The sequence below is a fragment of the Achromobacter sp. Marseille-Q4962 genome, from assembly GCF_943737005.1.
Classification (GTDB): Bacteria; Pseudomonadota; Gammaproteobacteria; order Burkholderiales; family Burkholderiaceae_B; genus Achromobacter.
Window position 1 is genome coordinate 125,556 of sequence record NZ_CALSFU010000008.1, and the last position, 24,048, is coordinate 149,603.

General features: G+C 68.9%; 24 protein-coding genes and 2 pseudogenes. 11 read left to right on the plus strand and 15 right to left on the minus strand.

Features of this window, described 5'->3' with window-relative positions; genetic code table 11:
- Nucleotides 1–12 precede the first annotated feature (12 nt).
- The 3 genes and pseudogenes from gmk to NGJ44_RS09090 all read right to left on the minus strand — a co-directional run.
- Nucleotides 13–645 carry a guanylate kinase gene (gmk, locus tag NGJ44_RS09080; protein ID WP_082308321.1) on the minus strand — a complete coding sequence of 211 codons (633 nt, stop codon included), beginning with the start codon at nt 643–645 and terminating at the stop codon, nt 13–15.
- 84 nt (nt 646–729) lie between these two features.
- Nucleotides 730–1,641 (minus strand): c-type cytochrome, encoded by a 912-nt coding sequence (locus NGJ44_RS09085; RefSeq protein ID WP_053244836.1) that lies wholly within the window; start codon nt 1,639–1,641, stop codon nt 730–732.
- A pseudogene (locus NGJ44_RS09090) lies at nt 1,638–2,186 on the minus strand (c-type cytochrome); the annotation flags it as partial. The gene NGJ44_RS09085 and the pseudogene NGJ44_RS09090, both read right to left, overlap by 4 nt.
- A gap of 139 nt (nt 2,187–2,325) precedes the next feature.
- Here NGJ44_RS09090 and NGJ44_RS09095 point away from each other — a divergent pair.
- The gene (locus NGJ44_RS09095) at nt 2,326–3,099 is read left to right on the plus strand and encodes an SDR family oxidoreductase (protein ID WP_053246057.1); all 774 of its coding nucleotides are present in this window, start codon (nt 2,326–2,328) and stop codon (nt 3,097–3,099) included.
- Between the two features lie 50 nt (nt 3,100–3,149).
- Here NGJ44_RS09095 and NGJ44_RS09100 read toward each other — a convergent pair whose 3' ends face one another.
- The gene (locus NGJ44_RS09100) at nt 3,150–3,752 is read right to left on the minus strand and encodes a C40 family peptidase (protein WP_053246056.1); all 603 of its coding nucleotides are present in this window, start codon (nt 3,750–3,752) and stop codon (nt 3,150–3,152) included.
- 291 nt (nt 3,753–4,043) lie between these two features.
- On the opposite strand from NGJ44_RS09100, the gene NGJ44_RS09105 reads away from it, so the two are divergent.
- On the plus strand, nt 4,044–5,540 hold the full coding sequence (locus NGJ44_RS09105) for an AMP nucleosidase (protein WP_369798779.1): 1,497 nt from the start codon (nt 4,044–4,046) through the stop codon (nt 5,538–5,540).
- Nucleotides 5,541–5,667: 127 nt separating this feature from the next.
- A complete protein-coding gene (locus tag NGJ44_RS09110; protein ID WP_053246055.1) occupies nt 5,668–7,224 on the plus strand; it encodes an amino acid permease in 1,557 nt (518 codons plus the stop codon).
- 24 nt (nt 7,225–7,248) lie between these two features.
- Here NGJ44_RS09110 and norR read toward each other — a convergent pair whose 3' ends face one another.
- A complete protein-coding gene (gene norR / locus NGJ44_RS09115; RefSeq protein WP_251863741.1) occupies nt 7,249–8,784 on the minus strand; it encodes a nitric oxide reductase transcriptional regulator NorR in 1,536 nt (511 codons plus the stop codon).
- Between the two features lie 156 nt (nt 8,785–8,940).
- Between norR and ytfE the strand changes: the two genes are divergently transcribed.
- The 3 genes from ytfE to fdxA are packed head-to-tail and all read left to right on the plus strand — an operon-like array spanning nt 8,941 to nt 12,325.
- On the plus strand, nt 8,941–9,621 hold the full coding sequence (gene ytfE / locus NGJ44_RS09120; protein ID WP_053246058.1) for an iron-sulfur cluster repair protein YtfE: 681 nt from the start codon (nt 8,941–8,943) through the stop codon (nt 9,619–9,621).
- Between the two features lie 29 nt (nt 9,622–9,650).
- Nucleotides 9,651–11,939 carry a nitric-oxide reductase large subunit gene (locus NGJ44_RS09125; RefSeq protein ID WP_053246059.1) on the plus strand — a complete coding sequence of 763 codons (2,289 nt, stop codon included), beginning with the start codon at nt 9,651–9,653 and terminating at the stop codon, nt 11,937–11,939.
- Between the two features lie 56 nt (nt 11,940–11,995).
- Nucleotides 11,996–12,325, plus strand: coding sequence for a ferredoxin FdxA (gene fdxA / locus NGJ44_RS09130; RefSeq protein ID WP_251863742.1), 330 nt, complete (start codon nt 11,996–11,998; stop codon nt 12,323–12,325).
- A 39-nt stretch (nt 12,326–12,364) separates the two neighbouring features.
- Here the strand turns inward: fdxA and NGJ44_RS09135 are convergent, their stop codons facing one another.
- From NGJ44_RS09135 to NGJ44_RS09155, 5 genes and pseudogenes are all read right to left on the minus strand, one after another.
- Nucleotides 12,365–13,060 carry a succinate dehydrogenase iron-sulfur subunit gene (locus NGJ44_RS09135; RefSeq protein ID WP_053246061.1) on the minus strand — a complete coding sequence of 232 codons (696 nt, stop codon included), beginning with the start codon at nt 13,058–13,060 and terminating at the stop codon, nt 12,365–12,367.
- Between the two features lie 21 nt (nt 13,061–13,081).
- Nucleotides 13,082–13,414: a succinate dehydrogenase, hydrophobic membrane anchor protein gene (gene sdhD / locus NGJ44_RS09140; protein ID WP_251863743.1), complete on the minus strand. Its 333-nt coding sequence runs from the start codon at nt 13,412–13,414 to the stop codon at nt 13,082–13,084.
- Nucleotides 13,411–13,851, minus strand: a complete 441-nt coding sequence (gene sdhC / locus NGJ44_RS09145) for a succinate dehydrogenase, cytochrome b556 subunit (RefSeq protein ID WP_251863744.1) — start codon at nt 13,849–13,851, stop codon at nt 13,411–13,413. The genes sdhD and sdhC overlap by 4 nt, the downstream gene beginning before the upstream one ends.
- A 77-nt stretch (nt 13,852–13,928) precedes the next feature.
- Entirely contained in the window at nt 13,929–14,333 is a 405-nt protein-coding gene (locus NGJ44_RS09150; protein WP_251863745.1) for a group III truncated hemoglobin, read from the minus strand.
- Nucleotides 14,334–14,515: 182 nt separating this feature from the next.
- Nucleotides 14,516–14,726, minus strand: a pseudogene (locus NGJ44_RS09155) (helix-turn-helix domain-containing protein); the annotation flags it as partial.
- Between the two features lie 13 nt (nt 14,727–14,739).
- Here NGJ44_RS09155 and NGJ44_RS23105 point away from each other — a divergent pair.
- The gene (locus tag NGJ44_RS23105) at nt 14,740–14,862 is read left to right on the plus strand and encodes a hypothetical protein (protein WP_255352271.1); all 123 of its coding nucleotides are present in this window, start codon (nt 14,740–14,742) and stop codon (nt 14,860–14,862) included.
- A gap of 146 nt (nt 14,863–15,008) precedes the next feature.
- Here NGJ44_RS23105 and NGJ44_RS09160 read toward each other — a convergent pair whose 3' ends face one another.
- Nucleotides 15,009–15,935 carry a YicC/YloC family endoribonuclease gene (locus tag NGJ44_RS09160; RefSeq protein ID WP_053246063.1) on the minus strand — a complete coding sequence of 309 codons (927 nt, stop codon included), beginning with the start codon at nt 15,933–15,935 and terminating at the stop codon, nt 15,009–15,011.
- Nucleotides 15,936–16,133: 198 nt separating this feature from the next.
- Here NGJ44_RS09160 and rph point away from each other — a divergent pair, with 198 nt between their 5' ends.
- Entirely contained in the window at nt 16,134–16,871 is a 738-nt protein-coding gene (gene rph, locus NGJ44_RS09165) for a ribonuclease PH (RefSeq protein ID WP_251863746.1), read from the plus strand.
- A gap of 53 nt (nt 16,872–16,924) precedes the next feature.
- Here rph and NGJ44_RS09170 read toward each other — a convergent pair whose 3' ends face one another.
- Nucleotides 16,925–17,848 carry a cupin domain-containing protein gene (locus NGJ44_RS09170; RefSeq protein ID WP_251863747.1) on the minus strand — a complete coding sequence of 308 codons (924 nt, stop codon included), beginning with the start codon at nt 17,846–17,848 and terminating at the stop codon, nt 16,925–16,927.
- A 152-nt stretch (nt 17,849–18,000) separates the two neighbouring features.
- Here NGJ44_RS09170 and NGJ44_RS09175 point away from each other — a divergent pair, with 152 nt between their 5' ends.
- Nucleotides 18,001–18,486, plus strand: coding sequence for a MarR family winged helix-turn-helix transcriptional regulator (locus NGJ44_RS09175; RefSeq protein WP_152968153.1), 486 nt, complete (start codon nt 18,001–18,003; stop codon nt 18,484–18,486).
- Here the strand turns inward: NGJ44_RS09175 and NGJ44_RS09180 are convergent.
- Complete coding sequence (locus tag NGJ44_RS09180; protein ID WP_251863748.1) at nt 18,483–19,283, minus strand: SDR family NAD(P)-dependent oxidoreductase; 801 nt, start codon at nt 19,281–19,283, stop codon at nt 18,483–18,485. The two genes, NGJ44_RS09175 and NGJ44_RS09180, sit on opposite strands and share 4 nt — an antisense overlap.
- A gap of 112 nt (nt 19,284–19,395) precedes the next feature.
- On the opposite strand from NGJ44_RS09180, the gene NGJ44_RS09185 reads away from it, so the two are divergent.
- Nucleotides 19,396–20,724: an MFS transporter gene (locus NGJ44_RS09185; protein WP_502802120.1), complete on the plus strand. Its 1,329-nt coding sequence runs from the start codon at nt 19,396–19,398 to the stop codon at nt 20,722–20,724.
- Nucleotides 20,724–21,476, plus strand: a complete 753-nt coding sequence (locus NGJ44_RS09190; protein ID WP_251863750.1) for an SDR family NAD(P)-dependent oxidoreductase — start codon at nt 20,724–20,726, stop codon at nt 21,474–21,476. Before NGJ44_RS09185 ends, NGJ44_RS09190 begins: the two co-directional genes overlap by 1 nt.
- Before the next feature lie 10 nt (nt 21,477–21,486).
- On the opposite strand, the gene NGJ44_RS09195 is transcribed toward NGJ44_RS09190, so the two are convergent.
- Nucleotides 21,487–22,863, minus strand: a complete 1,377-nt coding sequence (locus tag NGJ44_RS09195) for an MmgE/PrpD family protein (protein WP_502802122.1) — start codon at nt 22,861–22,863, stop codon at nt 21,487–21,489.
- Nucleotides 22,860–24,020, minus strand: coding sequence for an acyl-CoA dehydrogenase family protein (locus tag NGJ44_RS09200; RefSeq protein ID WP_251863752.1), 1,161 nt, complete (start codon nt 24,018–24,020; stop codon nt 22,860–22,862). Before NGJ44_RS09200 ends, NGJ44_RS09195 begins: the two co-directional genes overlap by 4 nt.
- Between the last annotated feature and the right edge of the window lie 28 nt (nt 24,021–24,048).

Genomic DNA, 24,048 nt, shown 5'->3' on the forward strand with positions numbered 1-24,048 from the left:
GAACGAACCGCCTCAGTGCCCGGCCGGGATGCCAAGCTGGGCGAACAGTTGGGCGTGGCGCACGGCCTGAGACGAAAAACGCAGCCTTGCGGCGCTGACGATTTGGGTCAGTTCCGACAAGGCCACGCTAAATTCTTGATTAATAATAACATATTCGCATTCCGGCGCGTGCGCGATTTCGCCGCCGGCCGCCATCAGGCGGCGCGCGATTACTTGCGGGGCGTCCTGGCCGCGGGCCTTGAGGCGGTTCTCGAGCTCGTCGATGGACGGCGGCAGCACGAAGATGCCGATGGCGGCCGGATAGCGCTGCTTGACCTGGCGCGCGCCCTGCCAGTCGATTTCCAGCAGCACGTCGCGCCCCCCGCGCGTGGCTTCGTCGATGGGGTCGCGCGGCGTGCCGTAGAAATTGCCGTGGACCTCGGCCCACTCCAGCAGGCGCTGCTCTTCGCGCAGGCGCTGGAATTCCTCCACCGTGACGAAACGGTATTCGCGGCCGTCCGCTTCGCCCGGGCGCGGCGCCCGCGTGGTGCAGGAAACCGACAGCATGATGGACGGATCCTGCTGCAGCAGCGCGCGCACCAGGCTGGACTTGCCGGCGCCGCTGGGCGCGACGACCATGAAGACGTTACCGGAGGAGGAAGACATGAATGCGACGGGGTGTGATGCCAAGAACGGAAGAATAGCAAATCGCGGGACGCCGCAGGGTCGGGCGTCCCGCCTGGCGGCCGTTCAGCCCCCGGCCTGTTCCTGGCGCAGCGAGCCGCCGGGCGGCGGGGCGTCGCTGCCCAGCAGGTGTCCGTTGACCTCTTTGCCGTAAAGCGAATCGTCCGAGTCGTGGTGCTTGGCGCGCGTGGCCTGCACCGACTCCTTGAAACGCGGATCCTGCGGCCGCTCGTGGGCGTTCATGAAATACGCCACATCCCAGGCTTCCTGGTCGCTCAGCATGCCGGCCTGGCCCAGGGGCATGTTGGCCTTGATGAACCCGGCGGCATTGCCGATCTGGTGCATGCCGGCGCCCCAGTTGAAGGAGTCCGGGCCCCAGAGCGCGGGAAAGACCCAGTGCCGGCCGTGTTTCTGGCCCTGGCCCTGCTCGCCGTGGCAGACCGCGCAGTACTGCGCGTAGACCGCCTTGCCGCGCACGTAATCGGCCGGCTGGGGCGGCGGCGGCAGCTTGCGGTAGCCCTGGCCCTGCAGCTTCACGCCGGTGGGAGCCTTGCTGGCGAGCCAGAACATATAGGTCTGCAGCGCCGTGAGCGTGGGATCGTCCGCCGGCGGCGGCTTGCCGTTCATGCTGAAGCGGAAACAGCCCTGCAGGCGCTCGGCCAGCGTGTTCACGTGGCCGTTCTTGGCGCGGTAGGCGGGATAGACCACGTAGGCCGCCCACATGGGCGCGGAATCGGGGCGCCGGCCGGCGTCCAGGTGGCAACTGGCGCAGGTGAGGTTGTTGCCGACGAACTTCGACGCCATCTGCGGCGTGTGCAGGAAAATCTGCTCGCCCTGGCGCACCGCCTTGCCGAATTCGTTGTCGGGAATGGACGACTCCGGGGGCGGCGTGAATACCGGGGGCGCGTCGGCGGCGAGCGCGGAAGCGGCGGCGCCGGCCGCGGCCAGGACCAGGAAACGGAGACGGGCGCGGATCATTGCTGGGCTCCCTGGGTTTGCCGGGCGGCCGCCTGGGGCAGGCCGGCGTAATAGGCGGCGACGGCGTCGATTTCGGCGTCGGTGAGGCGGGTGGCGACGGCGGGCATCAGGCCGAGCGGGCCGGGCGGCCGCTGCCCCTGGCGCCAGGCGCGCAGCTGGCCGGCGACGTAGGCGGCCTGCTGGCCGGCCAGGCTGGGGAAACTCTCGCCCACGCCTATGCCCCCGGGGCCGTGGCACTGGTTACAGGCCGGAACGTTCTTCTGCCAGTTGCCGCGGGTGGCGAGCCAGGCGCCGGGGTCGTCGGGGCGCGCGGGCTGCATGGCGGTCGCGGCCAGCCGGTCCGCGTCCAGGGGAAAGGGCAGCGAGGCGTAATAGCCGGCCACCGCCTGGCGCTGGGCCGCGTCGAGCGCCTTGGCGGTAGGCGCCATGACCGGGCTGACGCGCGAGCCATTGGCCATGGCTTCGAGCTGTTCGGCCAGGTATTTGGATCCCATGCCCGCCAGCCGCGGAAAACCGGCATCCGGGTTGCCCTCGCCGTGCGCGCCGGCGAGCCGTCCGCCGCGGCGCCGGGCGCGGGAGGAACCCTGGTGGAAAAAATGGAAACTTCGCTTGCAGTTGGGCGCGGGGGATTCGCGGTAGCATTTGCGCGACATTCCAATCAGTGCCCATAACAAGGAGAATCCAATGAGCACGATCGACAATGCAGCGCCGGCGCGCGTCGCGCTGGTGACCGGCGCCGGAACGGGCATCGGCCGGGCCGTGGCGCTCGAATTCCTGGCGCAGGGCTATCGGGTCGTGTTGGCCGGGCGGCGGCGCGAGCCGCTGGAGGCCACGCGCACGGCGGCCGGGGAAGACGGGGTGCGGGCGCTGGTCGTTCCCACCGACGTGACGGACGAGCAGGCGGTGCGCGAGCTTTTCGAAACCACGCAGCGCGAATACGGCCGGCTGGACGTGCTTTTCAATAACGCCGGACGCGGCGCCCCCGCCGTGCCCATCGAGGAATTGCCGGTGTCGGTCTGGAAAGAGGTGGTGGACACCAACCTGACGGGCATGTTCCTGTGCGCCCAGGCGGCGATCCGCGTCATGAAGGCGCAGACCCCGCGCGGCGGGCGCATCATCAACAACGGTTCGATCTCGGCCCACGCCCCAAGGCCGTTCTCCATTGCCTACACCGCCACCAAGCATGCCGTGACGGGGTTGACCAAGTCCATTTCGCTGGATTGCCGTCCTTACGACATTGCCTGCGGCCAGATCGACATCGGCAACGCCGCCACCGACATGACCGAGCGCATGGCGACCGGCGTGCTGCAGGCCGACGGCAGCACCAGGGTCGAGCCGCGCATGGACGTGGCCCACGTGGCCCAGGCCGTGGCCGCCATGGCGCGGCTGCCGCTGGACACCAACGTGCAATTCATGACCATCATGGCCACCACCATGCCCTTCGTGGGGCGCGGCTGAGGCGGCGGCCGTGCGCGGGCGGGCTTTCCGCCGCCCGCGCGGACATCGGGTCAGCGCTCGGCCTGGGCCAGCAATTGGCCCTGGGGCATGTCGAGGTAGCTGCGCGCGCCCAGGTAGCGCTTGGACCAATATGGATTCTGCAGCTCGTCCACCCGGACCTTGGTGCCGCGCCGCGGCGCGTGCACGAATCGGTTCTGGCCGATGTAAATGCCCACGTGCGAGGTCGCGCCGCGTCCGCGCGTGGCGAAAAACACCAGGTCGCCGGGCCGGAGCTGCTGCTTGCTGCGCACGACCTTGCCCTGGGCGCGCTGCTGCCGCGCGGTGCGGGGCAGTTCCAGGCCTGCGATCTCGCGGTACACATACAGCACCAGTCCGCTGCAATCGAAGCCGTCGGCGTCGTCGCCGCCCCAACTGTAGGGCGTGCCGATGGCTTCCAGGCCCGCCTCGACCACGCGGTCGCGCAGGGTGGGCACGGTGGGTTCCTGGGCCAGGCGCAGGCCGTTGAGCGAGGCGCGCGCCTGCTCGGTGGGCAGGGATGCCTGGGCGGCCTGCGGCAGCCAGCAGAGCGCGAGCGCCAGGAGCGGAGGGCAGAGAAGAAGGCGGGAGGTGCTGCGGGGGGAGGAAAGTCGGTCTTTTCGCGTAGGCGGAGTCATTGCGTCACTTCAGGATCCGGAGTGGGCGTTAATGGCTATGCGGGAGGCAAGCCGGCGGAAAAGGCGCTGAAATAACCGGCTTGCCGGCGGGGGGTGCGCACGTTGGGCCTTATTGTAATGGAATAATGTTTCAATACATTTGTAGTGCAATGCAACATTCCCCCTGGCGGAAAGCTGCGGGGCGCCACGGACCGGGCGGGAGGCGTCACAGCGCTCGGGCATAATCGCGAGACGGCCGGCGGCCGCCGGCCGCCGCCGGACCGATCCGGCCATCGACAGCGGAGCCCAGCCATGATGAACGCGGTATTTTCGGCAGATTCCCTGAACCGTCCGCCTCCCATTCCCTTCGAACCCTTTCACGACGCCGTGGCGGCGGTAGACCGCCTGGCCGACATCTATGCCCGCAACACCGCTTTCCTGCGCGCGGCGTTCCGCCAGGTGCTGGAATCGGGCGGCGAGGCGGCCCGGGCGCGGGCCTGCTATCCGGCCATCCGCATCGCGGTGCTGACCTACGATCCCATCGACACCCGCCTGTCCTATGGCCACGTGGCCGAGCCGGGCGTGTACCAGACCACCATCACCCAGCCCGCGCTCTTTCGCGACTACCTGATCGAGCAGGTGGGGCATCTGCTGCAGAATCACGGCGTGGCGGTGGAAGTCGGGGAGTCGGATTCGCCGATCCCGCTGCATTTCGCGTTCTCGGAAGGGGCCTACGTGGAGGGCGAGCACCTGGAAGCGCTCAAGCGCCCGCTGCGCGACCTGTTCGACGTGCCCGACCTGGCGGTCACCGACGACGCCATCGTCAACGGCTCGTGGCGCGGCAGGGAAGGCGAGCCGCGTCCGCTCGCGCCCTTTACCGCCCAGCGCGTGGATTATTCGCTGCACCGGCTGCAGCACTACACCGCCACCGCGCCCGCGCATTTCCAGAATTTCGTGCTGTTCACCAACTACCAGTTCTACGTGGACGAGTTCTGCGCCCGCGCACGGGCCCTCATGGCCGCCGGCGACTGCGACTACGACATGCTGGTGGAACCCGGCAACCGCATCACCCGGCGCGGCGAAACCGGCTCGGACGATGCCGAACAGCCGGTGCGCCTGCCGCAGATGCCGGCCTACCACCTGGTGCGCGGCGACCACTCCGGCATTACCCTGGTCAACATCGGGGTCGGGCCGTCCAACGCCAAGACCATTACCGACCACATCGCCGTGCTGCGTCCGCACGCCTGGCTGATGCTGGGCCATTGCGCGGGCCTGCGCGATTCGCAGCGCCTGGGCGATTACGTGCTGGCCCACGGCTACGTGCGGGAAGACCACGTGCTCGACGACGACCTGCCGACCTGGGTGCCGGTGCCGGCGCTGGCGGAAGTGCAGGTGGCGCTGGAGCAGGCGGTGGAGGAAGTCGCGGGCCTGTCGGGCTGGGACCTCAAGCGCATCATGCGCACGGGCACGGTGGCCACCATCGACAACCGCAACTGGGAGCTGCGCGACCACGTCGACCTGGTGCAGCGTTTCGCGCAGTCGCGCGCGATCGCGCTGGACATGGAGTCGGCCACCATCGCGGCCAACGGCTTTCGCTTCCGGGTGCCGTACGGCACGCTGCTGTGCGTGTCCGACAAACCGCTGCATGGCGAACTGAAGCTGCCCGGCATGGCCAGCGCCTTCTACCGGCGCCAGGTCAATCAGCATCTGGAAATCGGCATACGCGCGCTGGAGCGCCTGCGCGGCATGCCGCCGGAACGCCTGCATTCGCGCAAGCTGCGCACCTTCATGGAAACCGCATTCCAGTAGCGCGGCCGCGAGGGTAAGCCTGTCCCTTTTTATACGCGGCCACGCCAGTTGCGCTATGCTCGCCGGTTGCTTCAGATTCCCGGCACCCGGCAGCGCTTCGGGGCGCCTTCACAAGACGTAGAAAGGAATGCATTTGGCTCCCTCGGAACAGCAAAGCGGGGCGCGGCCCCAGGGGCTGCGCCGCACGCTTTCGGCGCGGCACCTCACGATGATCGCGGTGGGCGGATCGATCGGCACCGGCCTGTTCGTCGCCTCCGGCGCGACCATCGCCCAGGCCGGCCCGGGCGGCGCGCTGCTGGGCTACGCGCTCATCGGGCTCATGGTCTATTTCCTCATGACCAGCCTGGGCGAGCTGGCGGCGGCCATGCCGGTGGCGGGCTCGTTTTCCACCTACGGCGCGCGCTACGTGGACGAGGGCTTCGGCTTCGCCCTGGGCTGGAACTACTGGTACAACTGGGCCGTCACGGTGGCGGTGGACCTGGTTGCCGCGCAGTTGGTCATGGCGTACTGGCTGCCCGACGTGCCCGGCGTGTACTGGAGCGCGCTGTTCCTGCTGCTTACCTTCGGCCTGAACGCGCTGTCCGCGCGCGGCTTCGGCGAGGCGGAATTCTGGTTCGCGCTGATCAAGGTCATTGCCGTGATCTGCTTCGTGGCCATGGGCGTGCTGATGCTGCTGGGCATCATCCGGGGCGGCGAGCACGGCGGCTGGGCCAACTGGACCGTGGGCGACGCGCCGTTCGCGGGCGGCTTCTCGGCCCTGATCGGCGTGGCCATGGTGGTGGGCTTCTCGTTCCAGGGCACCGAACTCATCGGCATCGCGGCGGGCGAGTCCAAGGATCCGGCCCGCAACCTGCCGCGCGCGGTGCGCCAGGTGTTCTGGCGCATCCTGCTTTTCTACGTGATGGCCATCCTGGTCATCGGCCTGCTCATTCCCTATACCGACCCGCAATTGCTGCGCAACGACGTCACCGACGTGAGCGTGAGCCCCTTCGCGCTGATCTTCGACCGCGCCGGCCTGCTGGCGGGCGCGTCCATCATGAATGCAGTGGTGCTCACCTCGGTGCTCTCGGCCGGGAATTCCGGCATGTATGCCGCCACCCGCATGCTGTACAGCCTGGCGCGCGACGGCAAGGCGCCGGCCCTCTTCGGCAGGGTGAGCCGCAACGGCGTGCCGTTCTGGGCCCTGATCGCCACCACCGTCGTGGCGGCGCTGTGCTTCTTCACTTTCGTGTTCAGCCCCAACGCGGTGTACATCTGGCTGCTCAACACGTCCGGCATGACGGGCTTCATCGCCTGGCTGGGCATCGCCATCAGCCACTACCGCTTCCGCAAGGGCTACCTGAAGCAGGGACGCAACCCGGCCGACCTGCCTTATGTGTCGCCGTTCTTTCCGTTCGGGCCGATCTTCGCTTTCGTGCTCTGCCTGATCATCACGCTGGGGCAGAACTACCAGGCGTTCCTGCAGGACCGCATCGACTGGGGCGGCGTGGCCGCCACGTACATCGGAATTCCGCTCTTCCTGCTGATCTGGCTGGGCTACCGCGTTTCCCGCGGTTCGCGCTTTGTGAGTTATGCCGACATGCGCTTTCCGCCCGCGCGCGCCCGCAGCGAATACCTGGATTCGGCGCTGCGCGGCGAGCATGGCGCGGCGCCGGGCGGCGAATCGCTGGGCAGCCGCGCCTGACGCCCGCCGCCGGCCGGCGGCGCGCTACGCTTTGATGCCGAGCCGGCGGGCGAGTTTGTGCAGGTTGCTCGCGTCGACGGCCAGCGCGCCCGCCGCCTTTGCCCAATTGCCCTGGTGCGCGGCCAGCGCCCGCCGGATCGCCTGCCGCTGGCAGTCGTCCACGGTTTCGCGCAGCGTCGTGAATGCGGCCCCGGCGCCGCCGGTCTGGGCGTCGGCCGACGCGGGCGGGGCGGCGGGCGGCAGCGCCATGCCCTGCAAATCGAGCAGGTCGGCTTCCAGCGTGACGATCTCGTTGCGGCCCGCGCCGCGGCTGACCGCCTTGATGGCCGCGCGGCTGATGACATGTTCGAGCTCGCGCACGTTGCCCGGCCACTGGTAGCCGCGCAAGGCATCCTCGGCGTGACGCGACAGCCGCAGGCTGCGCAGGCCCAGGCGCGCCCGGTTGAGCTCGAGAAAGCGGCCCGCCAGCAGCAGCACGTCGTTGCCGCGCTCGCGCAGCGGCGGAATGGGCACGGGGTAGACGGACAGGCGGTGATACAGGTCGGCGCGGAACGCGCCGTCGCGCACCAGGTCGCGCAGGTTGCGGTTGGTGGCCGCGATGACGCGCACGTCGACGTGGCGCGGCCGGTCGTCGCCCAGGCGCTGGATCTCGCCGTTCTGCAACGCCCGCAACAGCTTGCTCTGCACAGTCAGCGGCAGCTCGCCGACCTCGTCGAGGAAGAGGGTGCCGCCATTGGCCGCGTCGAAGCGCCCCGGCCGCTCGCTCAGCGCGCCCGAGAAGGCGCCCTTGACGTGGCCGAACAGCTCGCTTTCGGCCAGCGATTCGGGCAGCGCCGCGCAGTTCACGTGCACCAGCGGCCGGGCGCTGCGGCGCGACAGCCGGTGCAGGCGGTGCGCGAACAGTTCCTTGCCCACGCCGGTTTCGCCCCACAGCAGTACGGGCAGCTCGGAATCGGCCACGATTTCGAGTTCGTGCAGCAGCCGCTTTATGGTTTCGCTCTGCCCGAGGATCTCGCCCGCCTCGTGCACCGCGCCGAGGCTCGGCGCGTCGCCGCGAGAGGCGCGCAGCGCGCGGATTTCAGATTCCAGGCGCGTGACCCGCAGGCAGGCTTCGACGACCACAATGAACTCGTGCAGTTCGGCCTGGGCCTGCGCGTCGAAGGTGCCGATGTCCAGCGCGTCCAGGGTGAGCGCTCCCCAAGGCTGGCCTTCGACATACAGGCTGGTGCCCATGCAGTCGTGCACCGGCAGCGGAAGCCCGGCCTGGCCGTCGATCAGGCCGTCATAGGGGTCGGGCAGGGTGCTTTCGTGGTGGAAACAGGTCACGCCGCGCCGCGCCAGGATGGCGGCGAGCCGCGGGTGCTGCGCCACCTCGAAGCGGCGGCCCAGCGCATCCTCGACCAGCCCGTCCACGGCGATGGGCCGCAGATGGCCCGCCTCGAGCTGCAGCAGCGCCACCGCGCCGCACCGGAAGTGCGCGCGCAGGCTGCTCACCAGGCGCTGCAGGCGCACCGCCTGCGGGAGTTCGGCGACGAGATCGGCGAGAAGCAGGGCTTGCATCGGGTTTATTTCACCATTTAAAGGTAATAAATACCTTAAGAAGCTGCGGTAAATATTACCTCAGCGGCGGCCCGGCCCTTGATTTTCCTGGTATTTCCGGCTGGCACGGTTTTCGCTTTGAGAGCGGTACTCCCTACACCGTGCGAGGAAAGCACCATGAACCTGATCGACCAGCCGCTGGGCCAATTGGCGCGAACCATTCCGGGCGCCACCCGAATCTTCCACGAATACGACCTCGATTTCTGCTGCGGCGGCAAGCACAGCCTGCGGGAAGCCGCGGCCGAGAAATCCCTGGATCCCGCCGCCATCGAGGCGCGGCTGCTGGCCGCGACCGACGCGGGGCAGGAGCGCCGCGATTGGGGCGGGGCCTCGCCTTCCGACCTGATCGACCACATTCTCGTGCGATACCACGAGCGCCACCGCGAGCAGCTGCCCGAGCTGATCCGCCTGGCGCGCAAGGTCGAGCAGGTGCACGCCGGCCATCCGGACTGCCCGGCGGGATTGGCCGAACTGCTGCACGGCATGCAGCAGGAACTCGAAAGCCACATGCAGAAAGAGGAACTCGTGCTCTTTCCGCTGCTTGCGCGCGGCCATGCCGCGATGGCGGGCGGCCCCATCATGGTCATGCGCATGGAGCACGACCAGCACGGCGACGCGCTGCGGGAGCTGCTGGCGCTGACCCACGACATCACGCTGCCGCGCGGCGCCTGCAACACCTGGCGCGCGCTGTACCTGGGCCTGGCCGCGTTCCGGGAAGACCTGATGGAACACATCCACCTGGAAAACAACATTCTTTTCGAAGACGCGTCCCACGCCGCCGAGGCAAAGCACGCCTGACCCGACTTCCAACCGCAAAGGGCATTTTCATGGGTCCGTACCGCAAACTCTGGTTCATTCTCATCGCCGTGCTGGCGGTAACGTTTTCGCTGCTGGGCTACTACGGCGCCGAAGTCTACCGGCAGGCGCCGCCCATTCCGCAGCGGGTCGACACCGCCGACGGCCGGACGCTTTTCACGCAGAAGGACATCCTCGATGGCCAGACCGCATGGCAGTCCGTGGGCGGCATGCAATTGGGCTCGATCTGGGGCCACGGCGCCTACCAGGCGCCCGACTGGACCGCCGACTGGCTGCACCGCGAACTGACCGCGTGGCTGGACCTGGCCGCCCAGGCGCGCTACGGCATGCCGTACGCGGAACTGGATGCGCCGCGCCAGGCCGGCCTGCGCGAGGAACTGCGTGCCGAATACCGCGGCAACCGCGCCGATCCGGCCACCGGCGCGCTTACCGTGTCGGCGCGCCGCGCCCAGGCCATGGCACAGACGGCGGCCTATTACGACCAGTTGTTTTCCGATGCGCCGGCGCTGCACGAGAGCCGCGAGCATTTCGCCATGAAGGAAAACACGCTGCCCAGCGCCCAGCGCCGCGCCCAGCTCGCGCACTTCTTCTTCTGGACCGCCTGGGCCGCGGCGACGGAGCGGCCGGGCCACGAGGCCACCTATACCAACAACTGGCCGCACGAACCGCTCATCGGCAACCACCCCAGCGCGGAGAACATCATCTGGTCCATCGCCAGCGTGGTGATCCTGCTGGCCGGCGTGGGCCTGCTGGTGTGGGGCTGGGCCTTCCTGCGCGAGCACGACGAGCCGCTGCCGGCCCCCGCCGCGCAAGACCCGCTGACCACGTTCGCGCTCACGCCCTCGCAGCGCGCGCTGGGCAAGTACCTGTTCCTGGTGGCGGCCCTGTTCGTGTTCCAGGTCTTCATCGGCGGCTTCACGGCGCACTACACCGTCGAAGGGCAGAAGTTCTACGGCGTGGACGTGTCGCAGTGGTTCCCGTATTCGCTGGTGCGCACCTGGCACATCCAGGCGGCGCTGTTCTGGATCGCGACGGGGTTCCTGGCCGCGGGCCTGTTCCTGGCTCCCCTGATCAACGGCGGCAAAGACCCGAAACACCAGAAGCTGGGCGTGGACATTCTGTTCTGGGCGCTGGTCGTGGTGGTGGTCGGATCCTTCGTCGGCAACTATCTCGCCATCGCGCAGGTCATGCCGCCCGAGTGGAACTTCTGGCTCGGGCACCAGGGCTATGAATACGTGGACCTGGGCCGGCTGTGGCAGATCGGCAAGCTCGCGGGCATCGCCTTCTGGCTGCTGCTGATGGTGCGCGGCATCGCCCCCGCATTCAGAAAGCCCGGCGGCGACAAGAACCTGCTGGCGCTGCTCACCGCGTCGGTCGTGGCCATCGGGCTCTTCTACGGCGCGGGCCTGTTCTACGGCGAGCGCACCAACCTGTCCGTCATGGAGTACTGGCGCTGGTGGGTGGTGCACCTGTGGGTGGAAGGCTTCTTCGAAGTGTTCGCCACCACGGCGCTGGCATTTGTCTTCTCGACGCTGGGGCTAGTGTCGCGGCCCATGGCGACGGCCGCCAGCCTGGCTTCGGCCTCGCTCTTCATGCTGGGCGGCATCCCGGGCACCTTCCACCACCTGTACTTCGCGGGCACCACCACGCCGGTGATGGCGGTGGGGGCGAGCTTTTCCGCGCTGGAAGTGGTTCCGCTCATCGTGCTGGGCTACGAGGCCTGGGAAAACTGGCGGTTGCGCGAGCGCGCGCCCTGGATGGCGAACCTCAAGTGGCCCCTCATGTGCTTCGTGGCGGTGGCGTTCTGGAACATGCTGGGCGCGGGCGTTTTCGGCTTCATGATCAACCCGCCGATCTCGCTCTACTATATCCAGGGCCTCAACACCACGCCTGTGCATGCCCATGCCGCGCTGTTCGGGGTGTACGGATTCCTGGCGCTGGGCTTCACCCTGCTGGTGCTGCGCTACATCCGGCCGGATTACGTGCTGCGGCAAGGGCTCATGAAAACCGCGTTCTGGGGGCTGAACCTGGGGCTCGCGCTGATGATCCTCACCAGCCTGCTGCCCATCGGCATCATCCAGTTCCACGCCAGCGTCAGCCAGGGCCTGTGGTATGCGCGCAGCGAGGCGTTCATGCAGCAGGACATTCTGCAGACCCTGCGCTGGGTGCGCACCTTCGGCGACGTGGTGTTCATCGCCGGCGCGGTTTCCATGGCGCTGCAGGTCGTGCTGGGCCTGCTGGGACGCGCGCGCATCCCGGCGCTGCCGCGCGACGCCGCCGCGGTGGGCGTGCCGCGCTGAGCGGCAAGACGAAGGCGGTCCGCGCCCGCGGACCGCCGTCCAACCGGAGAGAGCGCATGACCCATGTCGTTACCGAGCCGTGCATACGCTGCAAATACACCCGCTGCGTGGTCGTCTGTCCGGTGGATGCCTTCCGCGAAGGCGCCGACATGCTGGTCATCGACCCGGGCGACTGTATCGACTGCACGCTTTGCGTTCCCGCCTGTCCGGTCGGCGCGATTTTTTTCGAAGCGGACGTGCCCGCGGACCAGCGGGATTTCGTCGAAATCAATGCCCGGCTGGCCACGCGCTGGCCGGTCATCGCGCGGGGCAAGAACGCCTTGCCGGACGCCGACCGATGGGCCGGCGTGCAAGCCAAGCGCGCCTTCCTCGACGAGGGGCCGTAGGGACGAAGCGGCGCAGGGGCGGGCGCCCGCGCGTTGCCGTCATACCGAGGCGCGCACCAGCGCCAGGCGGATCTTCTCGATCGCGCGCGACGGGCTCAGCTGCTTGGGACAGACTTCGGTGCAGTTCATGATTGTGCGGCAGCGGTAGAGCCTGTACACGTCGTCCAGGTAGGCCAGCCGCTCGGCCGTCGCCGTGTCGCGCGAATCCGCGATGAAGCGGTACGCCTGCAGCAGCCCGGCCGGGCCGATGAACTTGTCGGGATTCCACCAGTACGACGGGCAGAACCCGCTGCAACAGGCGCACAGAATGCACTCGTACAGGCCGTCCAGCCGCTCGCGCGCCTCGGGCGACTGCAGGCGCTCGCGCTCGGGCGGCGGTTCGCGGTTGATGAGATACGGGCGGATTTCTTCGTAATGCGCGAAGAACTGCGTCATGTCCACGATGAGGTCGCGGATGACCGGAAACCCCGGCAGCGGCCGCAGCACCACCGGCTCTTTCAGCGCGCGCAAGGGCTGGATGCAGGCCAGGCCGTTGCGGCCGTTGATGTTCATCGCGTCCGAGCCGCACACGCCTTCGCGGCACGACCGCCGGAACGACAGGCTGTCGTCCAGGCCCTTGAGCCGCACCAGCGCGTCCAGCAGCATGCGGTCGCCGGGCGAATCGGGCAGGTCGTACTCCTGCATGCGCGGGCGGGCGTCCGTATCGGGGTCGTAGCGGTAGACCTGGAAGCGCATGGCGTGGGCCTGCGGCGGGATTCAGAAAACCCGCGCCAGCGCCAGCAGCACGCGCAGGAACACCAGCCCCAGCGCGCTCGCCGCCAACGCCAGCACGGCAAGCCGCAGCCACGGACGGTGGATGTAGTCCAGCGCCACGTCGCGCGCACCCACCCAGCCGTGCAGGCATAGCGCCGCAGCCACCGCCAGGATCAGCGTGCCGCCCAGCGGATGGCGCGCGAACGCCGCCCACGTGTGGTAGTCCGGCGGCCCCGCCGCCAGCAGAAAGCCCGCCAGCGCGGCGGCCGCCGCCAGCAGCGCCAGCGCGCTCAGGCGCTGCATCAGCCAGGCGCGCTGGCCCGTGAATTGCCTCATGCCGCCCTCCATGCGATCAGCAGCGCCAGCGCCGCCAGCAGCGCCAGCGCCAGCACGATCCGCGCGCTCGCCCGCGCCGTGCGCAGGCGAGCGCCCAGGCCGGCGTCCATCAGCAAGTGGCGTATGCCCGCCAGCAGGTGAAAACAGAACGCCCATAGAAACACGAACACCAGCGGCGCGGCCCAGGGCGAACGCAGCGCGGCGGCCAGCGCGTCATACTCCGCCTGGCCGCGCAGCGACCGGGACAGCAGATCCGGCGCCCAGGGAACGAACAGCAGCAGACAGACGCCGGAAATCCGGTGCCCGATCGACACGAGCGCACCCACCGGAAACCGGATCGCAAACAGGTTCAGAAAACGCGGCAGCCGTGCTGGATCGAGACGGCCGCCCACGGCCGAAACCGCCTTGCGCCGGGAGGCGGCGGCCGCGCGCGCCATGTCAGCGGCTCCCGCCTGCCAGGCAGGGCGGGGCGGCGACGCGGCGCGCGCCGCCGCGTCGCAAGGGCGGGCGCGGCTCAGCCATCCTGCAACCCGGCGGGCGGCGTCTCGGGCGCGCGGCTCAGCTGATAGCCGTACCAGAGACTCTGGGCAATGCGTTGCGCCATCTCCACGGCGTGCCCCGCCATCGCCTGGTTCGGCTGCGCCGCGGCCGTCTCGCGGAACAGCGCCAGCCAGCGCTGGAACAGCTCGGCGCTCAAGTCGGGCAGCGCAATATGCTTGGGCATGGGCGTGCCCGTGAACCGCCGCGTGCCGCGCAGAATCGACGACCAGAAATCCACCAGCTTGGCCAGGTGCTCGTCCCAGTCGCGGACATGGCCATTGAAAATCGGCCCCAGCCGCTCATCGCGGCGCACGGCGGCATAAAACTGGTGCACCAGGTCCGTGATGGCTTCTTCGGTGCAAAGATCCGGCGACCGCACGGCGCCTCCTGTTTATAAGATATACGTTCAATGCATCTTATATCGGGGCTTGCAGCTTGAAAAGCGCTGCGCCGGGTTCGGGCGGAAATCGGGCAGGCACGAGAGGTTCAGCCCATTTCATGCGCTGAACGGGAGGCGTAATCGTCGCGGGGAAGCCGCCGACGGACTATCCGGCAAGTTCGGGCCAGGGTTTCGATGAGCGCCTCGGGATTCCGTTCGATCACGTCAAGCCGCGCCAGCGACGGTCCCCTCGGAGAGCGGTCGCCGCGCTCCCAGTGCCGCAGGGTCGCCCTGGAAAAGCCGAACCGCGCGGCGAACTGCTCCCGGGGCATGCCCACTTTGGGCCCGCACGGCCCTTGCGTCGACGGGGCGCGGACGGTGCACGCGCACGCCGCCCGCGCCTTCCATGATGCGTCCGGCTCTGGGGGGATCGGGCCAGATCGCCGATGAGGCCCTGGCGCTCTTCGGCGCTCAGGCGCTTCCCGGGCTGGAGGATGTAGGAGGGCAGTCCGGCAACGGCGTGCATTGATGGGCCCGAGCCTGGCGCGACTTTTCGCGGAATGCGCGGGAGGGCGCTGGAACGGCGGCAGAAAATCCGGCATGCGGCCCGTGTGCGTGTTCCGCGACGCAATTGCGGCCTGGCTGGCCCTGGGGCGACGTGGCTCCCCCGCGCGTTTACTCGATGTTCTGCGCCTGCTCCCGCATCTGCTCGATGAGCAGCTTCAGGTCCATGGCGGCGCGGGTCACTTCCAGGCTGCCGGCCTTGGAGCCCAAGGTGTTGGCTTCGCGGTTCATTTCCTGGAACAGGAAGTCCAGGCGCTTGCCGGCGCTGCCGGCGTGTTTTTTGCCGCCCGCTTTGCCGCCGTCGGTGAGCAGGTGGCGCAATTCCTCCAGGTGCGAGCGCAGGCGCGACAGTTCCTCGGCCACGTCGATGCGCAGGGCGAAAAGGGTGGCTTCCTGCGACAGGCGCTCGGACAGCTCTTCGCCGCTGATGTGGGCGAAGCCGCCGGGAAAAGCCGCTTCGACGCTTTCGCGCAGCTTGAGCGCCAGCTTGTCGCGGTGCTCGGCGAGCAACTGCGGCAGGTGGGCTTCGACCGTGTCCACGATGCGCCCCACGCCGTCGGCGCAGTCGCGCATCATGGCCGCGAGCCGTTCGCCTTCGCGCGCGCGACCATCCTGCAGTTGGGCCAGCGCCTGCTGGGCAGCCTGCATGCAGGCCGCGCCCCATATCTGCGGGTCCAGCGCGTCGCCGGCGCGCTGGCCGGGCCAGTTGAAGAGTTCGACCAGGCGCGGCGCGGAAATGTCGGGAATGATGCGGCGCGCGGCCTGCAGCTGTTCGGCCAGTCCTTCCAGCCAGGCCGGGTCCAGCGCGGCGAGTTCGGCCGAGGCGTTGCGCGTGTAGGAGACGCGCACCTCGACCTTGCCGCGCCCGAGATGCGAGGTCAGCAGTTCGCGCAGCGGCGTCTCCACGTGGCGCAGCTCGTCGGGCAGGCGGAAGTACAGGTCGAGAAAGCGGCTGTTGACGCTGCGCAGTTCGACGGCGAGCGTACCTTGTTCGAGGTCTGCGCGGGCGTTGCCGAAAGCGGTCATGCTGCGGATCATGGCGAGGTGTCCTGGTATGGCGATAAATGGGAACAGGGCGGGGCGCGTCGCCGCGACCGGCCCGATATCGCGGCAGGATACTCCAAGCGCGCGGTCCGCGCCGCCTCCGCCTCGTACAATGCGGCGGATCCCCGGGTCGGGCCCCGCGAGGCGGCCCGCGCCGGGACGACACCGATCTTCATCGCTACGGAGCTTGCCTTGAACACTTCTTCCGCCATCGCGCGGCCCTCGGGCCGCGCCGTCGACCAGCTGCGCCCCTTCAGCCTGGAGCGCGGCTACACGCGCTACGCCGAAGGGTCGGTGCTGGTCAGGGCCGGCGACACCCGCGTACTGTGCACCGCCAGCGTGCTGGACAAGGTGCCGCCTTTCCTGAAAGGCCGCGGCGAGGGCTGGGTGACGGCCGAATACGGCATGCTGCCCCGCGCCACCCACACGCGCGGCGACCGCGAGGCCGCCCGCGGCAAGCAGAGCGGCCGCACCCAGGAAATCCAGCGCCTCATCGGCCGCAGCCTGCGCGCGGTCTTCGACCTGAAAGCGCTCGGCGAGCGCACCCTGCACCTGGACTGCGACGTGCTGCAGGCCGACGGCGGCACGCGCTGCGCCAGCATCACCGGCGCCTGGGTGGCGGCGGCCGACGCGGTCAACTTGCTGATGCGGCGCGGCGACCTGGCGGCCAACCCCATCCGCGACGCGGTGGCCGCGGTGTCGGTGGGGCTGGTGCAGGGCCGCGCGGTGCTGGATCTGGACTACCAGGAAGATTCCGCCTGCGACGCCGACGTGAATGTGGTGATGACCGGCAGCGGGGCGTTCGTGGAAGTCCAGGGCACGGGCGAGGGCGCCACCTTCACGCGCGCCGAGCTGGACGCCATGCTGGCCCTGGCCGAAACCGGCATTGCCGGGCTGGTGCGGGCGCAGCGCGAGGCGCTGGGCGGCTGAGCAGGGCGGAGCGCGGCCGCCCGGTGCGCCATGCGCGCCGGGCCGGCCTGTGGCTATCCGCGGTCCGGCGCGGCGGGCGGCGAGATGCGCACGGGGGTGGGCCGCTGCGCCTGCCAGTCGCCGGGGGCGCGGTTGCCGAAGCGCAGCGGATCGCCGTGCGCGGAGGTGAATCCGTACAGTTCCGGGCTCGACGGGCCGTCCTCCCAGAGGGCGGGCCCTTCGGCCCACAGAAGCAGGCTTGCGCCGTAGCGGGATTCGAAGCGCAGTTGCGCGTCGGGCTCCATGATGACGAAATCGCCCGCCTTCGCGTCCAGGGACTTGCCCTGGCAGTGGAATCGCACGTCTCCTCCCAGCACATACAGGTCCACCAGCGCCGTCAGCCGGTGGGCGGGAACGCAGGCGCCGGGCAGCAGCATGAGCTGGGTCATGCGCCGTTGGTGCGGCGTGTTGGCATAGTCGTAGACGAGGCGGCGCGTCAGGCCCGGTACCCGCGTGGCGGATACCGGCACGGCGTCCAGCATGATGTTGAGGTCGGGCAGGTGTTCGGGAAACGCGTTCTCGAATGCCGCATGGCGGTTGCCCGCATGCAGGCTGTGGGTGACGTCCGGCCCGTAGGCGACCGGGCCTTCCATCCGGCCCACCGTGAGCGTGGGCAGATAGGCGATGGCGTCATGGGTGGAGCCGGGGAAATTGATGCCGAGCTCGCCGGCGCCCGTCGTGCCCTGGTAATCCGTCAAGGCGCCGGAGAGAAAGTAGCTGAACGCGTTGCCCAGGTGCTGGTGCACTCCGGTCCGGGTGAGGGTGTCGAAGAACATGAACCCGAACGACTGTCCGGTCCGGTCGTCGCGCCGGACGATCTTCTGCGCCAGCCCGGCCTTGCCCACATCCTGCCAGGGCTGTCCGGATACGTCATACACGTACACACCCGGCTGCCGGGCCATGCGCCCCGCCTTGTTGTCTTCCATTACGGCCTGCATTGCTGTCTCCTGTCGAAATTCGGCGCCTTCAATGGCTATTTATTATCATATGATAATAAATCGTCGGCGGCGACCCCGAATGGCTTTGCCGTCGCGGGCCGTGGATGGCATAGAATTCCACGCTCTCGGCCCAAGCCTATCTATCCAGCCTTATGCAATTCAAACGACTGACGGCCTACCGGGTCCGGCGCGTGGCGGAGTCCATACTCGGCCTGGCCGAGGACTTGTTCGCGCGGCATCTCGGCATCCGCGCGCTCGACTGGCGCGTGCTGGTCAAGCTGGCCGACGCCCCCGGCAGCACCGCCACGGAAATCGGGCGCGACATGCTGCTCACGCCGGTGCAGACCGGACGCAGCCTGCTCAAGTTGCGCGAACTCGAGATGGTCGAGGCCATGCCGGATCCCACCGACGGCCGCGCGACGCGCTACCTGCTGACCGCGGCGGGCCGGCGCAGCTACGAGCTCGGCACGCGCATCGTGCTCAAGGTGCAGAGCCACGTGCTGCGCGATTTCACCCCGGTCGAGCAGGTGGCGCTGGACGGCCTGCTGGACCGGCTGGTGGCCTGCAGCGAATACGGCGAGGAAGACGTCGAGCGCCTGTCGGACGAGCTGTTCGGCCGCAAGGGCCGGCACGGCTAGGGCGTGTCGACGCGCGCGGCCTGGTAGGCTTGCGCGGACGAGCCGGTTACCAGCGACAGGCCGCCGTCGACGTCCAGCGTGGCGCCGGTGATCATGCCCGCGGCCGGGCTGCCCAGGAACAGAATGCTTTCGGCCACGTCTTCGGGGCTGAGCCAGCGGCCCAGCGGCACCATGCCGGCCACGTGGTCGATGTCCGCGGCGCTCAGGGCATTGCGGGTGAGGGCCGTCAGCACCGGGCCGGGGCAGACGGCATTGACGCGGATCCGCCTGGGCGACAGCTCGAAGGCCGTGTGACGCATCAGGCCCAGCATGCCGGCCTTGGCGGCCGTGTAGCCGACGCCGCCCGTATACGACACACGCTTGGCCGCCAGCGACGCGACGTGCACCACCGCCTTGCCGGTGCTAGCGTCCAGCAGAGGCAGCATGTGCCGGGTGCAGAGAAAGGCGCCCGTCAGGTTGACGTCGAGCGCGCGCTGCCATTCCTGCGCGCTGGTGGTTTCGAAGCGCCCGCGCGAGACGATGCCCGCGCAATTGACCAGCAGGTCGACCGTGTCCGCGCCGGCTTCCGCGATCGCCGCGATGGCCCGCCTGACGGACGATTCGGAGGCCACGTCCACTTCCGCGCCGGTCAGCCGCAGCCCGGCTTCGGAGAAAGCCCGAGCCATGGCGTCCAGGGCGGCTTTGTTGTAGTCCAGCGCCACGACGGCGGCGCCGCGGCGCGCGGCCGCCCAGGCTGTGGCCAGGCCGATGCCGCTGGCCGCGCCGGTCACGGCGACGACACGATTAAGGTAGTCCATGCGTTATCTCCCGTTATGGGCGGCGCATTCCTAGGGATAGTCCCAGGGCGGCTTGCGCACGCACCGTCTCCTGCCTGCGATATATTATCAAATGATAATAAATTGAGCCTGAATGGTCAGCTCAAGAACGGAGACAGCCATCGTGAGTACCCTGATCCAAGACCGTGCGACCTGCCAGGCCGGCACCGACGCGAAGATCTTCTGGCGATTGATACCCATCATTCTCGTCAGCCTGATCGTCAATCAGCTCGACAAAGTCAATGTGGCCTTCGCCAAGCTGCAGATGGCGCCCGACATCGGGCTGTCGAATGCGGCCTATGGCCTGGGAGCCGGCATTTTCTTCGTCGGGTACTGCCTGTTCGAAGTGCCGAGCAACATGATTCTGCACCGCGTCGGCGCGCGCGCCTGGCTCACGCGCATCATGGTGAGCTGGGGCATTCTGTCGGCCTGCACCCTGTTCGCGGCCGGGCCGGTTTCGTTTTATGCGATCCGCTTCCTGCTCGGCGTGGCGGAGGCCGGCTTCGCGCCGGGCATCATGCTGTACGTGAGCCAATGGTTTCCGGCGCGCACGCGCGGCAGAATCATTGCCGCCTTCATGACGGCGCTGCCCATTTCCGGCGTCATCGGCGCGCCGCTGTCGGCCTGGCTGATGAGCGCCACGCCGCACTTCCTGCCTCTCGAGGGCTGGCAATGGATGTTCCTGTGCGAAGGGGCGCCGGCAATCCTGTGCGGCATTGCCTTTTGGATGCTCGTGCCCGACCGCATCGACGACGCGGCATGGCTGCGCGCGGACGAAAAAGCGGCCTTGAAAGCCGAACTGGGGCCGGTCGACGGGGGCCACGCCGGCAGCTTCCGGCAGGGACTCACGGACGGGCGCGTCTGGCTCTTGTGCATGATTTATTTCGCCTTCGTGGCGGCGCTGTACGGCGTGAGCTTCTGGCTGCCGACCCTGATCAAGGCATTGGGCTACGCCGGCCTCGCCGAGATTGGCTGGATGACCGCTGTTCCCTATGCGGCGGCGGTGGCGGCCATGCTGGCGCTGGCCTGGAATTCGGACCGCACGGGCGAGCGCCGGCGGCATCTGGCGTGCGCGGGGCTGACGGGCGCGGCCGCGCTGGTGCTCAGCGTCGTGCTGCGCGCGGATCCGGTCTGGTCGTTCGTGGCGCTCACGGTGGCCATGGCCTGCATCGTCAGCGCCATTCCCCTGTTCTGGAACCTGCCTACCGCTTTTCTCACCGGCGCCGCCGCCGCCACCGGGTTCGCGCTGATCACGTCTATCGGCAACCTGTCGGGCTTCGTCGCGCCCTACCTGGTCGGCCTGGCGGCCGACGCGACAGGGCAGGTGAGCAGCGGGCTGTACGGCCTGGCCTGCGCGGCCGTGATCGGCGCGGCGCTGGTGTTCCGCCTGCCGTCGCGTCTCGTGGAACGGGGAGCGCGATAATGGCGGCCGCCATGAAGCGCGTGGCGCTGGTCACCGGCGCGGCCCGCGGCATCGGCGCGGCCATTGCAAGACGGCTTTGCGAGACGGGGCGCCACGTGATCGTGGCCGACCTCGACCTGGACGCGGCCGGCCGCCTCGCCGCGGAGCTCGCAAGCGCCGAGGCCCGCCGCCTGGACGCGGGCGAACCCGGCAGCATAAGCGCGCTGTTCGCCCAGCTCGAACAACGGCACGGCCGCTGCGACATCCTGGTGAACAACGCGGGAATCGCCCGTCCCGCCGCTTTTCTCGACGGTACGCTGGAGCAATGGCAAAACGTCATGGCCGTCAACCTGACCGGCCCCATGCTGCTGGGCCAGCATGCCGCCAGGATGATGCTGCGGCATCGCTGGGGCCGCGTCGTGAACATCACGTCCATCAGCGGCGTGCGCGCCGGCGTCAATCGCGCGGCCTATGGCAGTTCCAAGGCGGGCCTGGCCGCGCTCACCCGGCAGATGGCGATCGAGTTGGCCGGGCATGGCATCACGGCCAATTGCGTTGCGCCGGGCCCGATCGAAACGCCGCTGACGCGGGCGCAGCATGCGGAAGCGACGCGGCGCGCGTATGAACAGACAGTGCCCATGCGCCGCTATGGCGCGCCCGAGGACATCGCGCGCGCCGTGGCGTTTCTTTGCGAGGAGGAGGCCGGCTACATCACCGGCCAGACCCTGGCGGTCGACGGGGGATTCCTGGCGGCGGGCCTGCTGGCCTTCTGAGCCGGGGCCCTCAGCGCGGCAGCAGATCTCCCACGCGCGGCGCGCCGTCGAGGCTCCAGATGGCGCCGATCAGGCCGCGCAGCTCGGCTTCGGTGGCGGCGCCGGCATATTGGCCCAGGCGCAGCGTCTTGTCCTCGATTTCGTCGCGGCCGAGGGTGTTGCCGGGGTCGCCCTTGGGTTCGTCCACGCGGGCATGGAACACGCGGCCGTCGCGCGTGTAGACGGTGACCTTGCCGATCCAGCGTCGGGGGTAGGCGGCATCGACTTCGGGGTCGAGCTGCATTTCCACGCGCGCGCGGAAATCGGCCACGCCCGGGTCGTCCAGGCCGGCGTCGAATTCGGCCAGGCCGGCGCGGCCCTGGCGGGCGATGAGGGCCAGCACGGTGCCCATGGAGAATTTGGACTGGTGCACGGTGGCGGGGTTGACGACCGGCCCGAGCACGTCGATGGCGCCCTGGTGCACGTGGGCCACCACGCGCTCGATGTCGGATTCGGAGAGCCCGTTTTCGCGCAGGGAGAGCTGCAGGGCGTCGGCGGCCGGATGGGTGTGGCGGCAGGAGGCGTGGTACTTGAACGAGGTTTCGGCCAGCGCCCAGCGCGTGCCCAGGCGGTCGACCAGGCGGCTGGGGTCGGCGTCGGTGGACATGCCCGCGGCCATGCCTTGCGGACCTTCGAGGATGTGGCGCGCGCCGGTGAAGCCTTCTTTGGCGAGATAGGCGGCGGTGATGCCGTCGGCGGCCGCCTTGGCCGTGTGCAGCTGCTTGGAGTCGGCGGCGTCGCGCAGGAATTCCCACAAGCCGGCGGCCTGGGTGCCGGCCGAGCCCAGCGCGTGCAGCATCTGCTCGGGCGTGAGCCTGAGCAGGCGGCCCACGGCGACGGCGGCGGCCAGGGTGCCGGCGGTGCCGGTGGTGTGGAAGATCTTGTAGTGCGAGCGGCCCAGGAATTCGCCGACCCGGATGCCGATCTCGTAGCCGGCCACGGCCGCCGTCAGCAGTTCGGCGCCGGAGCTGCCCAGGGCCTGCGCCACGGCGAGCGCGGGCGGAAACACCACGGCGGCGGGATGGAACACCGAGCCGTTGTGCACGTCGTCCTGTTCGACCACGTGCGCGGCGGCCGCGTTGACCATGGCGGCAAAGAGGGGCGTGGTGCGGCGGCGGGTGATGAGGACTTCGCTGGGGCCGTCGGCCGGGCCCATGGCGCGGGCGTAGCGCTCGATGGCCTGCACGGGGCGCGCCGAGGCGCCCGCCAGGATGGAGCCCAGGCAATCGAGCAGCAGGTCTTCGGCGCGGCGCAGGACCGCGGCGGGGATGTCTTCGTGGCGCAGGTTGGCCGCGAAGGCGGCGAGTTCCGCGCTTGGATGGGAGGAGTGTTCGAGGCTCATGGTCAGAAGGAACGGGGCAGGCCCAGGATGTGTTCGGCGACGTATGACAGGATGAGGTTGGTGGAGATGGGCGCCACCTGGTAGAGCCGGGTCTCGCGGAACTTGCGCTCGACGTCATACTCGTTGGCGAAGCCGAAGCCGCCATGGAACTGCAGGCAGGCGTTGGCCGCTTCCCAGGATGCGTCGGCGGCCAGCAGCTTGGCCATGTTGGCCTGCGCGCCGCAGGGCTGGTGCGCGTCGAACAGGCGGCAGGCCTCGAAGCGCATGAGGCTGGCGGCCTCGACGTTGATGTAGGAGCGCGCGATGGGGAACTGCACGCCCTGATTCTGGCCGATGGGGCGGCCGAAGACCTTGCGCTCCTTGGCGTAGGCCGTGACCTTGTCCACGAACCAGTAGCCGTCGCCGATGCATTCGGCGGCGATGAGCGTGCGCTCGGCGTTCAGGCCGTCGAGAATGTACTTGAATCCCTTGCCTTCCTCGCCGATCAGGTTCTCCGCCGGGATTTCCAGGTTGTCGAAGAAGAGCTCGTTGGTTTCGTGGTTGACCATGTTGGGAATGGGGCGGACCGTCATGCCGTGCTTGACGGCATCGTGCAGGTCCACGATGAAGATGGACATGCCCTCGGACTTGCGCGCGACCTGGTCCAGCGGCGTGGTGCGCGCCAGCAGGATCATGAGGTCCGAGTGCTGTACGCGGGAGATCCAGACCTTCTGGCCGTTGACCACGTAGCGGTCGCCGCGGCGCACCGCGGTGGTCTTGATCTTGGTGGTGTCGGTGCCGGTGGTGGGCTCGGTGACGCCCATGGACTGCAGGCGCAGCTCGCCGCTGGCGATGCGCGGCAGGTACTGGCGCTTCTGCGCCTCGGAGCCGTGGCGCAGCAGGGTGCCCATGTTGTACATCTGGCCGTGGCAGGCGCCCGAGTTGCCGCCGCTGCGGTTGATTTCCTCCATGATGATGGAGGCTTCGGTCAGGCCCAGGCCCGAGCCGCCGTACTCCTGGGGGATCAGCGCCGCCAGCCAGCCGGCCTCGGTGAGCGCGCGCACGAAGTCGTCGGGGTAGCCGCGCTCTTCGTCGATCTTGCGGAAATACTCGGCGGGGAATTGGGCGCAGAGGTCGCGCACGGCTTCACGGATGTCCTGGTAGGCGTCGGCGGATTGAGACATGAGGCAATCGAAAAAGGGTTTGCGATAG